Source organism: Streptomyces sp. NRRL F-5122, from assembly GCF_001507435.1.
Lineage (GTDB): Bacteria > Actinomycetota > Actinomycetes > Streptomycetales > Streptomycetaceae > Streptomyces > Streptomyces lannensis.
Genome location: NZ_LMWH01000010.1, coordinates 1 through 11,398 on the forward strand (window position 1 = coordinate 1; position 11,398 = coordinate 11,398).

Here is an 11,398-nt window from a genome sequence, read left to right on the forward strand (position 1 = left end):
ACCGGCCGCTTGTCAATGAGTCTAACGGCCCCGCCCCCGGGCAGTTCTGCACGAGCCCGCACCCCTGGGGCGCGGTGGCCGACCGGAGTCAGCCCGGCGCCGCGCCAGCGCTGGCCGCGGCTCATCCGTCGCCTTCTTGCGCACCCGCGTGCGCTCCCGGGCGCCCGTACCGGCCGGGAGCCGGTGCCTGTCCGGGCGGCTGCTGGGGCGTCCGTACCGGGTGGGCACGTCTGCCGGCGGCGGGCCTCGGAGGGCCTTCAGCGGCCCTCAGCGGCGGCCGGGATGTGCACCGGCCGGGCACGGGGTCTCTCATCGGCGCTGAACGTCAGGCTGCCAGGCCCTCGGGGCACCCCAACTAGCCGGCGCACAGTGCGGGTTCGCTGGAAGTCCGGAACTCGGGTGCGCTGGAGCCCGGTTGCATTGCGGCCGGGCTTCGCCCCCTTGGGACCCGCGGTTCTCTCCAGCCGGGGGAAGGATCGCGCACCCGTGCAGTGCGCCGCGCGGGGCGTACTGCGGCCGCACCCGACAACCGGTTCGTAACTGTTCGCTGTCCGTGTCGGCGGGCAGCGATTCGTCCGTCCCGGAACTTGTCCCTGTCGCGGTGGCCGGCGCCCTGCCGATCCCGTGCGGCCGGTCGGCCGGTTCGGGGCCAGGACGGCGCGGGCTCGTGGAAAGTTCTCGTCTCTGGAAGTAGGTCGCGTGCTACTGCCGCTACGGCAGCCCTCGCGCAGGCACGTCACGCCCCGGGACTGTGCGGCCTCGGGGCGTCAGGCCTGTCGGAGCGTCCTGGCCACAGAAGGAGAAACGTGGTGAACACGGTCCGCACGCCAGCAGCCCGCGGAACGACACGGCACGCGGCTTTTGCACGGCACGGTCCGGCCCGCTGCGCCTGCACGGTCCCAGGCCGCCGCGCGGCGCCCTGCCGTACTGGCGGCGCCCGGGCACCCCGTGTTGCAACGCTGAGGGCTCGTCCCCGTCCGGTCGCGGGCAGGCGGGTCGCCTCAACTCGACCGGTCGTGGGGTTGCACCGGGTCCGTGGCCGGTGGGTCGGCGGCAGAGATCCGCTCGAGTCCCACCGTCTCCTCCATATCCCCCCGTCCTTCCCGGTCCGTCCGTTCGTCCCGGCCCTCGAGCCGTTCCTGCTCGTCCTTCCCTTTTCGCCCACCTCGGTCCGACACGTTCTCCAAATCTGCCCCTTCCTCCCAGTCCTGCGGGCTCTCGCGGTCCTCCTCCGCTGGGGCGGGTCGGGTGCGGGCATCCAGGCGCAGGCGAGGGAGCGGCCGATCAGGCCGCATGTGAGTCCCAGGAACAGGCCGCCGAAGTTGGAGAGGGGGAAGGAGGTCAGGGAGAGCAGCAGGGCGGCCATTCCGGCGAAGACACGGTGCTGCTGCTGGAACCACAACGTCAGGACCAGGACGACGAGGAGGACTCAGATGTTGAGGGGTGCGCCCGTATCCGGTGCGTTCGCCCCGCGGCGGCCCCCGGAAGGGGTGGGGCCGCGGAAATGGTGAGGGGTGTCGGTGGGGGGTTAGAAGCAGGGGTTGTTGCCTTGTTCGACGCGCATGCGGAAGTTGGGGACGTTGAGGGTGCCGGCGGAGGTTGCGACTGAGATGACGCGTACGTTTTTGAGTACGACGGACTGTGCCTGCTGGGCGAATACGTTGGGGTCGAACCAGCGCGAGTTTCTGTCTTTGGGGTTGATCGGCCCTTTGGTGACGGCGCCTGCGGCGACGCCGATGTCGATGTTGTTGGTGTTGGCCCGGGCGGCTGCGACGGAGGTGGCGTCGATGAACAGGTTCGCCGCCTCCACTGGTCGTCCGGTGCCGCCGGTCACTACCAGGGTGTAGGGGCCCAAGACGGGGATGGGGATGACCACGGACAGGCACAGCCTGTTGATCTGCGCGTGTCGGAATCCCAGGACCACGACGGGCACGAGGGTGCCTTTGCGGGTCACGTCGACCATGGGGTAGATGCTCACGCCCCGGCCGCGCAGGGTGTCGGCGGTGAGTTGGAAGCGCTGGCCTGAGATGAGGAACGACGCGGCCAGCGCTCCTTCGGCCATGCCGATGCCCAGGGCCGCGGCGGCGGCGAGGGAGGGGACGAGGACGGCGCCGAAGCGTGTCCAGGACGTCCTGCCGGCGCGGTGCAGCATGGCGCCTCCTCCGTCACGTACGGGACGCCTACCCGTGCCGGATGGAAAGGGGCGGGCGAAGTGCGGGTGGCTGCTGACGGAGTCTAGACTTCCGGGTCCGGCAGCCGACGGCATGTCAGATCGGCCGGTCGGGTGGTATGCCCTTCGTCCGGACCGGCCGCGGCGAACGGCTGTCCAGCATCCCCTGCGAAGGGGGATACGGCGGGACGCGCATTGACTAGGCTGCCCGGATGAAGATCACGGGGGCGGCGGTTGCTGGCTTGGTGTTCGGATCGCTGACCTCGCTCGCCAACGTGGTGTCGTCGCCCTATGGCCCGGCCGGGGCCCGCGTCGTGGGCAGTGCCGTGGCGAAGGCCGGCCCGGTGGTCAGCCTTTTGCTCGATGCCGGCTGGTCCTGGGCGGCGCTGGCTGTTGCGGTCGGATGGGCGGCAAGAACCCGCGGCCCCGGGGCGCTGGGCGGGGCGCTGGCGCCGGCGGCCGCGACTGTCTCGTACCACGTAGCGGACGCTTCCCTGTGGGACGCGGGCACCGACATGGTCGTATGGCTGGTCGTGGGGGTGCCCGTGGGACTGGTCCTCGGCCTGATCGGAGCACTCGTCAGGCGGCCGGGCCTGACCGGGTTGCTCGCCGCCCTGTTCGTCCCGGTGGGAGCCGCCGTGCAGATGGTGGTGATATCGCCCGGATCGGGCCTGATTGACGCAGGCCCCGCAACCGTGGCGGCAGACATCGTCTGGGCCGGGGCTGCGCTCAGCGCGACGTGGGCCCTTGGGCGGTTCTGGCGCCGGCGCCGCGCTCCGGGCACTGTATAGGGGATGCCGCCGATTTGAGGGACGGGGCCCTGGCACTGCCACGCGACGGGCACCCTTCAGAGAGTCTGGGGCTGGTGACGGCATCGTCGCGGAGCGCCGAACGGGGTGGCGTCGCAGCCGGCTACCGGGGGTGCGGTTCGCGAGGGAGGGGGAGACGGATGGCCCGTTGGTGGATCTCGTTCTCGGTGCCAACGCCACGCTCGCGCGCCGAAGCGGGTGCCGTGCCCAACGCCTGCCGCCGCCTTCCTGCCCGACGGCCTGCGTACCGAAGCCGCCCACCGCCGACCCGCTGAAACCACAACAGGTCTACGAGGCACCACCTGGTCGCCAGCTACACCGACACGGTCCACCTCCTTGAGTGCGGCCGGTTCACCGACAAGGGGCCAACTCCGTTGTCCTCGACCGGTTCAGCGGCAAGACTCCCGCCGACGACCACGATCAGCCGCTACCACTTACTCGACGGCACCTGGTGATCACGTCAGACGCCTGGGTCAGGATGAGGAGAGCGGGCGTATCACGAGTCCGGCGGGGCTTGTTGGACGAGTCCGAACGCCAGGACGGGCATGAGCAGGTACGGCATGTCCGGCATCGCCGCCGTGATCAGTACGGCGCCCGCGCTGCCGTTGCTTCCGCAAGCCAGCGCGACGGACGAACGTTCGCCCTGGCCCAGCCGAAGGGGTGTGCCAGCCGCGTGCCCCAGAAGGGATGACCGCGCCGCACACCGCAGTGGCTGCTGTCACCGCGGCCCCGACCAGCAGAGGCCGCGGATGCGCCAGGCGGGAGCCGAGCGCGCCGCTGGCGTTGACGTAAGTCATGGACAGCGAGGCGAGCAGCACCTACGCCGTGGACCTCGGCCCAGTAGGCATCTGACTCGGTTTGCTGTTCGGCCTCGCCGCAACAGCCGTCCTCCTCCTGCGGCGCTACCACAACGCCCCGACGGCTCGAGCCTAGAAGCCGGCCGCCGCACATGATGCATCACACTGGATCAGCCGTCGGTGGACCCGAAAACCGCGCGGTAGAGCCTCAAGGCTCCAGACGGTAACCGTGGCCCCTCAGGGTGACGATGGAGGGCATGCGGCAGGGGCGGGCTGCTGCATCGGCTGCCTGGGCGAGGCGACGACGTAGACCGGCCATGGTGACGTCCAGCGTCTTGGTGGGGCCGAACCAGTTCTCATCCCATACCTCCGCCATTAGGGTTTCGCGCGCAACTGCTGCGCCTGGACGCCGAGAAAGCACGACGAGCAGCTCGAACTCCTTGGGCCGCAGAATGATCTCCTCGCCGTGCAAAGTGCATCGGCGCGCCGTGGTGTCGATGACCAGGTCATCGAGCCGTAGTGGTTGAGGTTCGGGCTCGGCCACCGTACGGCGGCGCAGATGGGCGCGGAGACGCGCGAGCAAGACCGTGAGGGAGAACGGCTTGACGAGGTAGTCGTCGGCGCCAGCATCCAGGCCGGCCACGATATCGATGTCGTCGGTACGTGCGGTAAGGATCATGATGAGGAGATCGGGACGGCGGGCACGCAGAGTGCGGGCGACGTCCAGCCCATCGGTGTCGGGCAGGCCCAGGTCCAAGAGGACGGCGTCGTAGGGGACGCGAGTGATCTCGGCAAGAGCCGCGGTACCTGTACGGCTCCAGGCCGAGGTGTACCCGTTGCTGCGCAGGCCCGTCTCCAGGTAATGCCCGATGGTGTCGTCGTCCTCGACGACAAGGACGCGCGGGGAGTTTCGATCCGGTGCCGTGGCCGTGCCCATGGTCGAAAGCGTAGGTCCCTTCAAGTTTTCCGCCATGTGTACAGCCCTTAAGCGCAGGCGTCATAGATCGCGGAGCTCCTCCACGGCGGGTCGCCGGGCTCCGCGGATACCATTCAGAGCCGCCGCCAGGATGGCGCCCAAGGCTGCGACTGCGGTGAGGGTCAGGTAGAGACCAGGTACGGCCAGACTCGCCGGCGGTGGGTCGAAGACGCCGGTGAGTACCTTGACCAGCATTTCAGACAGGGCCCAGCCGATGAGGGCGCCTCCAGCCAGCCCGGTAGCGGCCAGCAGGAGTGCCTCAGTGATCACCATGCCACGGAGTTGGCGTTTCTTAGCGCCGAGGACCGTAGCGATGGCGAAGGTACGACGGCGTTCGGCCAGTCCCAGGGCCAGGACGAGTCCTCCGGATCCTGCGGCCAGCAGGACAGCGAAGACCAGTTCGATACGAGTGAGTCCCGCCAGGTCGACGGAGGTCAGGCTGGTACCCACGGCTCCGCGGGTCTGCGTCAGGTCGGTGACCGTGGCGCTGGTGCCCAACTGCTTGCTGAGGTGAGCCGCGATCTGCTTCTGCCGGGTGCCGCCAGTGTCGAGCAAGAAGGCACCGACGGCGTCGCTGCCTGTTGCCTTGGCGATGTAGGCGGCGTTGGCGACGAAGAAACTGTCCTTCGGCGCGGTGGGGAACTCCTTGACGATGCCGGCGTAGTGGAACGGAACCGTGCGCGGTGCCTTGGTGCGGGTGTCCTGGATGCGGAGATTGACGGTGTCGCCGGGGGAGAGCTGGAAATCGTGGACGGTCTCTTCGCTGACCAGCAAGTTGTCAGGACGCTTGGCAAGTCGTTGCATCAGCTGCTGTGCGGTGCCGCCGGCGAAGTAGGCATCCTGGAGCGAGGTGGCCTGGGCCACGGTGCCAGGGCGTACACCATAGAGGTCCTGCAGGTCGGAGCCGACGTAGGCGAACCGGTGTTGGAGAGGCTCGACGTGCCGTACGCCACTGAGTTTCAGGGTGTTCGAAATGCTCGGCGGAATGTTGACGCCGGGAGGTTCGCTGACGGTGACGTCTGCGCCGTTGGTCAGCCGGGCATCCACCTCGGCCTGCTGCTTGAAAGTGGAGTTGAACACGGCGGTGGAAAAAGCGAAGGAGACAGCCAAAGCAAGTAGGACTACCGATCGGGCGAGCGCGCGGCTCCGACGAGCCAGGGTGGCAGCGGTGGCGCTGGCCAGCGTAGCGGTGAGCGGTCGCGCCAGCCGGACCAGAGCAGGGCGGCCGTGGGCAAGAGCCAGCAGGGTGAGCCGCCAGACCAGCAGTGCTGCGCCCATCCACAGCAATATGGGGCCGAAGAAGGCCCAGTACGACACGGAGATGCTGGGCACCCCCTCCGGCGCGAGGACGAGAGCGTATTGGTTGCCTGAAGAGGCACGGAAGACCAACCAAGAGCCTACGAGGAGGGCGAAGTCCACGCCGTAGCGCATCCACCAGGGGCTGCGGGGGTTTCGGGCGCCGGTCTCCTTGCGTGCGTCTGCGACAGTCACTGTGCGCAGATCGCCCAGAGCCGGAATGAGGACGGCTCCGGCGGCCATGGCAACGCCGAGAACGAAGGCGATCCCGTACCAGACAGCCCAAGTGGCCGCACCGGCTCCAAAAGAGGCGGTTCCGAAGGCGAGGCGACCGGTTAGAGCAGCGATGCTCAGTCCGATGAAACCACCGAAAAAGCCGATCAAAGCTGCTTCGAGTCCCGCGAGTGAAATGATCTGGCGGGGACGCAGTCCGCGCAGCCGCAGCAAGCTCTGTTCCTGGCGGCGCCTCTCCCCGCCGGCCGAAGCCACCGCCACGGTCAGCGCGGCGGCCAGAACGGCACCGGGCACGCCGAGAAAGAGGAAGAGGACCTGGGCATACAAGGCATCCTGGCGGGCGGAGTCGAGGGCTGCGCCGACGTTGTCGCCGACGAGTGCGCTGCCTGCTGAGCGGGCCTCCAGGTTGTGGGCGGCGCCGGTGACTGCCGTGAAGGCGGCCGCCGGGTCCGAGGGGAGCCGGGTGTCATCACGAGCCACATGTATCTGGGCCGTTGTTCCGGTGGCACCGCGGGTGAGAGCGGCGAACCGGTCGGCAGGCAGGATGATGACGTTGTCCGGGGGCGCGGTCGGCTGGGACTGACTGGGCGCGCCGACGGTCTGGAAGAGGGAGTCGGCTTGAGGCAGGTCGACCACGCCGTCCACCTTGACCTGACGTCGGTCTGCGCCCGGGAGCTGGATGTCGATGGTGTCACCAGGCACAGCATGCAAGTTGGAGGCGGTCTGCTGGGCAAGCAGGACACCGGTGGAAGACCCCGCCAGGTTGCGGATTTCGCCGGGGAAGCGGTTCTGGTACTCATCGGGCAGTCCGAGTGCCATACCTGGGCCGGTGGTCTGGGTGCTGCCCTGCGTGTGGGCGGTGAAGCCGGTGGTGTGTGCGTAGCCAACCGGTACCGCTGTGCGAGTGTGACGTGTTTTGCGGACCAAGGACAAAATGGTGTTCGTATTGGCGCCCGGCTGTACCTGGATCTGCCAGTCGACAGCGACCGAGCGCAGGGCGCGTTCGGTCATGGTCGCCTTCGACGCCGTGAGGAAGGAACCAAGCGCGGCGACGAGCGCCACTGCCAGCGCAACGCCGGCCATGGCGGTCAGGAGCCGTCCGGTGCGGTGGCGGGCCAGGCCACTGGCCCAGGCGGAAATCATGACACATCCTCGGGTGCGAGTAGTCGGCCGCTTCGCATGGTGCGGCGCTGGATGAATCGGGCTGCGACGGCCGGGTCGTGGGTGGTGACGACCAGGGCTGCCCCTGTGTGGTCGGCCGCCTTCAGCAGGGCGTCCAGGACGCGTCCGCCGTTGGCATGGTCAAGGCGTCCGGTGGGTTCGTCGGCGAGAATCAGGCGGGGGCCCTGGGCGAGAACCCGTGCCGCTGCCACCCGCTGCGCCTGGCCTCCGGAGATCTCCTCCGGCAGCCGTTGGGCCAGGTCGGCGCCGCCGACCAGGGCCAGGGCCGCGAGAGCGGCCTGTCGGGCTTCGTCTTCCGGACGGCCGGCGAGGGTGAGCGGGAGGGCGGTGTTCTCGACCACGTTCAGGGCGGGGATGAGACTGTCGCCCTGAAAGACCATTCCGATGTCGTGAGGCCCGAGGGAATCACCTGAGGTGACGGCACCGCTGGTGGGCTGTTCGAGTCCGGCGAGCAGGTGCAGGAGGGAGCTCTTGCCCGAACCGGAGGGCCCCACGATCGCGAGCCTGTCGCCGACGCTGATGGTCAAGCTCGTGCCATGCACGGCTACCACCGCCTCAGGGCCGCGGCCGAAGGTCAAGGCCCCATCGGCGCAGACAAGGAGAACCTCATCGTGTGGCATCAGGAGCCTCCTGATGTTGGGAGGGGAGACTTACGGCGGGGGCGCCGCCAGTGATGGTTCCGTCATCCAGCGCGATGACACGGTCGGCAACCCGGACCGCCTCTGCGCTATGCGTGACGATGACAACCGCACATCCTTCTTCGGCCCGCTGCCGCAACATCGAGAGGACCAGTTGTTCGGTTACGCCGTCGAGCTCTCCGGTAGGTTCATCTGCCAGGAGGACGGCAGGAGAGTTGGCCAGAGCGACGGCCAGACCGGCCCGGGCCAGTTCACCACCGGACAGTTGCCGGGGCAGAGCATGAGCTCTCTGAGCGAGCCCTACCTGAGCGAGCAATTCGGCAGGCGGGACGGCGGGCCTACGCCCGCTGGCCCGCTGCGGCAGCCGGACGTTGTCCCGCACACTCAAGTGCGGCAGTAGGTTGCGGGTCTGCAGCAGCACGCCGATGTGCCTGGCCCGCAGCCGCGCCCGTTCCGTCTCGGGCCGGTGACTGATGCGCACACCATCCACCCGAACCTCGCCGCCGGAGGGTTCATCGAGCCCTGCCAGGCAGGCCAGCAAAGTGGACTTACCCGCACCCGAGGGGCCTACGATCGCCACCGTTTCGCTGCGCTGCACCCGCAACGAGACGCCGCGCAGCGCGAGCGTCTCCTCCTCCCCGGCCCGGTAGAAGCGGTACAGGTCACGCGCTGTGAGGACGTCGCCTTGCGCGGAGCGAACACTGTCGTCGGTCATTGTGATCACCGCCACGCGAAGGAGTCACTCACGATGCGCCACGGATCGACGTTGTCGGCATTGACTGGGCCGGACAGAGTGAGGTCCACCTCGTGACCGGACTGGTGGAAGACGTACCGTTCGAACGCGTCCCGCACCACCTTGCCGGTGACCGGATCCTTTGCTGAGTCGCCCTGATAGGTGAGCAGGACAACCCGTCCGGAGCGGCGGGTCACCTGCGACACCTTCGGTGCGGCGAACTTCGGTACTTGTGAACGGACCTGCGGAACAATCGTGCTGGTTACCGAACTGGCCGTCGGAGGGGCAGTGGAGGAAACCGTCGTTATCCTGACAGTATTGAGTTTGTCCGTGAAGACCGTGGTGTTTCCCTGGTCGGAGCGGGCCCATCCTTCGGGCACCTTCACCGTGAAACCGGTGAAGGAACCAGCGGATGGCTGGTAAGCGACATACACCTGGTTATCGGGGATGTCACCGGCAGGATTGGACTCGGTGGGCGCAGGCTTGATTTGACTACCTGTACCTCCCGCGGCGGTGCCCGTCGATGAGGAGCCTCCGGAAGCCGCCAAGCCGGAGCCGCCACAACCTGCGGTCACCGCTGCGACGAGAGCGAGCCCTACAGCCGCGGACACCCGTGCATGTATCGCCATAATTACTGCCCTTCCAAGAAGGTCTCGGACCGGACGGTCATGGCAAGGACGCTAGGTAGTGCCTGGTTAACGCTCCGCTCGCCGAGGGTTAGACGACGGCAAAAGTGATGCTGCCCTGCATGCGCCCAGGTGGTCGGACCGCATGATGTAGGCATGAGACAGCGCGTGGTACGAGTAGCCCTCACCGCCGCCTTGGTCGCTGTAGTTCTCCTCGCCGTTCCGGCTGCCCTGGCCATCCGGTCGTCCCTGTACGCAGGACAGCGCGACACCCTGGAGCGGGCAGCCCTTGCGGGCGCAGTGCATGTGAGCCCGGACTACGCAACAGGCGATCCAGTGGAACTGTCCCACCCTCCGGTCGGCGGCCGCCTGGGTCTGTACGACCCGGACGGCCGGCTACGGGCAGGCGGTGGCCCCCGGACAGCTGATGCCCCGATTCACCGAGCTCTCGGCGGAGAGCTGATCCGGGGCCGATCGGGCGGCGACATGGTGGTCGCCGTACCCGTCTCCCATGCCGAGCGGGTGATCGGTGTCGTTCGCGCGTCCGCTCCGACCGGCGCCGTACAGGACCGCGTTCTCGTGGCATGGGGGGTGCTGTTCGGCGTGGCAGCATCAGCCGTCGCCGTCTCGGTGCTCATCGCCCGTCAGCAGGCGCGGGCACTCGCCGCACCGCTGGAAGACCTCTCGCAGCACTGCCGGGCCGTTACCGAAGGCGATCTAACGGCCCGAGCGGCCCCCAGCAGCATTGCAGAGGTAAACCAAGTCGCCAGCACCCACAACGAGATGCTGCACTCGCTGTCCGAACTCCTCCGCCATGAACGTGACTTCACTAGCAACGTCTCCCACCAACTGCGCACCCCGATCGCCGGTCTGCAGCTCGCTCTGGAGGAAGGACTCAGACACGACAACACCCGGCCGGCCCTGACCGAGGCACTGGCCACCACACTGCGCCTGCACCACACAGTGGAGGAGCTGCTGCGCCTCTCCCGCCCACGCGACCGGACCCCCACCTCAGCCGGCACCATGCCGGTGGCCGCACTGGTTCGGGAGGTACGAGAGAGATGGCACGGCCTCTTCGCCCTGGACGGAAGGCGCCTGGAGTGCGGCGTTGGCGGGGTACCGTCGGACGTTCGGGTCGCGGGCAGGCCCGTGACCGAAGTACTCGGGATCCTGCTTGACAATGCGAGGGTGCACGGCCGGGGCACTGTAGGAGTCGCGGTCCGTGATCTCGAAGACGCTCTCGCCTTCGATGTGAGCGACGAGGGGAGAATCGAGGGCGAGGCATCACGGTTGTTTCGCCGCGGTCACACCGAAAGCGGCTCTGGTACCGGCATCGGCCTCGCCCTCGCCCGCGATCTTGCCGCGGCAGTCGGTGGACGATTGTCGCTGTCGAGCAGTGTGCCCGCCACCTTCACTCTGCTCGTACCGGTCCGCCGTGACGACACTCAGCACAGCATGCTGGCAGCCGAGTGAAAGCCTGCACAGAAGGTGGACACGGGCCGGGGCGCGCCGGCGGATGCGTGCGCGGCGCGACCGACGGCACGGGCGACGATCACACGATCGCCAGTCTGCGCGGCGGCCTCTTCGTCGGCCCAGCGTTCCAGGACGAAGGCGCCGGTGTGGGCCAGGGGGCGCAGCAGCGGGTTCACGGCAGACGTAAGCCGCCAGATGGTCTTGAAGACATGGTGCTTTGCCCGCAGATGGGCCCGCTCGTGCGTCAGCAGCGCGTGGCGCTCCTCGTCCCTCAGGCACTTGAGCATGCCCTCGGACACCACGATCCTTCCCGGCCTGCCCGGTAGAGCGAAGGTCAGGGGAGTGTCGTTGTCGAGTACGGCCAACTAGTGGCTCGTCACGCAGCCTTGGCCGGGTAATCGACTCGCTGCCCGTGAGCCAGCAGACTGTCTCCAAGACCTGATCTTGGAGGTGGTTGTGGGACG

General features: G+C 68.2%; 9 protein-coding genes and 1 pseudogene. 2 read left to right on the forward strand and 8 right to left on the reverse strand.

The window, feature by feature from the left end; genetic code table 11:
• Positions 1 to 736: 736 nt before the first annotated feature.
• Together ADL25_RS52075 and ADL25_RS03475 are read right to left on the reverse strand one after the other, a co-directional pair.
• Positions 737 to 1,417: pseudogene (locus ADL25_RS52075) on the reverse strand (DUF6114 domain-containing protein); the annotation flags it as partial.
• 111 nt (positions 1,418 to 1,528) lie between these two features.
• Positions 1,529 to 2,152 carry a DUF6230 family protein gene (locus ADL25_RS03475; protein ID WP_059126118.1) on the reverse strand — a complete coding sequence of 208 codons (624 nt, stop codon included), beginning with the start codon at positions 2,150 to 2,152 and terminating at the stop codon, positions 1,529 to 1,531.
• A 230-nt stretch (positions 2,153 to 2,382) separates the two neighbouring features.
• Between ADL25_RS03475 and ADL25_RS03480 the strand changes: the two genes are divergently transcribed.
• Positions 2,383 to 2,961 (forward strand): hypothetical protein, encoded by a 579-nt coding sequence (locus ADL25_RS03480; RefSeq protein ID WP_059126119.1) that lies wholly within the window; start codon positions 2,383 to 2,385, stop codon positions 2,959 to 2,961.
• A 1,023-nt stretch (positions 2,962 to 3,984) separates the two neighbouring features.
• Here ADL25_RS03480 and ADL25_RS03485 read toward each other — a convergent pair.
• From ADL25_RS03485 to ADL25_RS03505, 5 genes are all read right to left on the reverse strand, one after another.
• The gene (locus tag ADL25_RS03485; RefSeq protein ID WP_059126120.1) at positions 3,985 to 4,713 is read right to left on the reverse strand and encodes a response regulator transcription factor; all 729 of its coding nucleotides are present in this window, start codon (positions 4,711 to 4,713) and stop codon (positions 3,985 to 3,987) included.
• 60 nt (positions 4,714 to 4,773) lie between these two features.
• Positions 4,774 to 7,365 carry an FtsX-like permease family protein gene (locus ADL25_RS03490; protein ID WP_234380415.1) on the reverse strand — a complete coding sequence of 864 codons (2,592 nt, stop codon included), beginning with the start codon at positions 7,363 to 7,365 and terminating at the stop codon, positions 4,774 to 4,776.
• 56 nt (positions 7,366 to 7,421) lie between these two features.
• Positions 7,422 to 7,991, reverse strand: a complete 570-nt coding sequence (locus ADL25_RS03495; RefSeq protein WP_234380424.1) for an ABC transporter ATP-binding protein — start codon at positions 7,989 to 7,991, stop codon at positions 7,422 to 7,424.
• 79 nt (positions 7,992 to 8,070) lie between these two features.
• Complete coding sequence (locus tag ADL25_RS45615; protein ID WP_079050148.1) at positions 8,071 to 8,817, reverse strand: ABC transporter ATP-binding protein; 747 nt, start codon at positions 8,815 to 8,817, stop codon at positions 8,071 to 8,073.
• Between the two features lie 5 nt (positions 8,818 to 8,822).
• The gene (locus tag ADL25_RS03505; protein WP_059126124.1) at positions 8,823 to 9,464 is read right to left on the reverse strand and encodes a hypothetical protein; all 642 of its coding nucleotides are present in this window, start codon (positions 9,462 to 9,464) and stop codon (positions 8,823 to 8,825) included.
• Between the two features lie 153 nt (positions 9,465 to 9,617).
• Here ADL25_RS03505 and ADL25_RS03510 point away from each other — a divergent pair, with 153 nt between their 5' ends.
• Positions 9,618 to 10,934 (forward strand): HAMP domain-containing sensor histidine kinase, encoded by a 1,317-nt coding sequence (locus ADL25_RS03510; RefSeq protein ID WP_059126125.1) that lies wholly within the window; start codon positions 9,618 to 9,620, stop codon positions 10,932 to 10,934.
• Here ADL25_RS03510 and ADL25_RS03515 read toward each other — a convergent pair.
• On the reverse strand, positions 10,907 to 11,299 hold the full coding sequence (locus tag ADL25_RS03515; RefSeq protein ID WP_234380431.1) for a M56 family metallopeptidase: 393 nt from the start codon (positions 11,297 to 11,299) through the stop codon (positions 10,907 to 10,909). The two genes, ADL25_RS03510 and ADL25_RS03515, sit on opposite strands and share 28 nt — an antisense overlap.
• Between the last annotated feature and the right edge of the window lie 99 nt (positions 11,300 to 11,398).